The sequence below is a fragment of the Acidovorax cavernicola genome (assembly GCF_003581445.1).
Genome location: NZ_QXMN01000335.1, coordinates 1 through 597 on the forward strand (window position 1 = coordinate 1; position 597 = coordinate 597).

Annotated in this window: 1 protein-coding gene; it reads left to right on the plus strand. The window is 67.2% G+C overall.

Annotated features, from left to right (window positions below):
- Nucleotides 1-55 precede the first annotated feature (55 nt).
- Nucleotides 56-597, plus strand: a 542-nt coding sequence (locus tag D3H34_RS33505) for an aldehyde dehydrogenase family protein (protein ID WP_119558924.1), incomplete at its 3' end; no start/stop codon positions are given.

The window sequence follows — 597 nt, forward strand, 5'->3', positions numbered from 1 at the left end:
GAAATGACCTGAACCGCCCCCTTCCCTCTTCATCTTCGGCCAAAGGACCCGTCCCATGGACAAAAAAGCAGATTCCGCCCTTTCCACCCACCTCAGCACCCGGCTGCTGATCAACAACCAGGACGTCGACGGCAGCGGCGAGTGGCTGCGCGTGGTGAATCCCGCGACCGAAGAACTGGTTGCGGAGTTTCGCGGCGCCTCGCCCGCCCAGGTCGAAGCCGCGGTGCTCGCGGCCAAGCGCGCATTCCAGCGCCCGGCCTGGCAGGACCCGGCGCTGCGCAGGTCCGTGCTGCTGGCGTTCGCCGATCTGATCGAAGCCCACCGCGATGCGCTGATGGACGCGCTGATCGAGGAAATCGGCAGCCCGGTCAACCTCCAGTCCAACCATATCGACACGCCCGTGGCCTTCCTGCGCTGGTTCGCCGAACAGGCGACGCAGGACCGCACGCGCCACCTGGGCTTCAACGCTGCGCATACGGGCGTGAGCAGCGTCGCCTACCGGCCCGTGGGCGTGGTCGCGGCCGTGACGGCGTTCAACTATCCGCTGCTGATCGGGCTGACCAAGATTGGCGCGGCGCTGGCCATGGGCTGCACGAC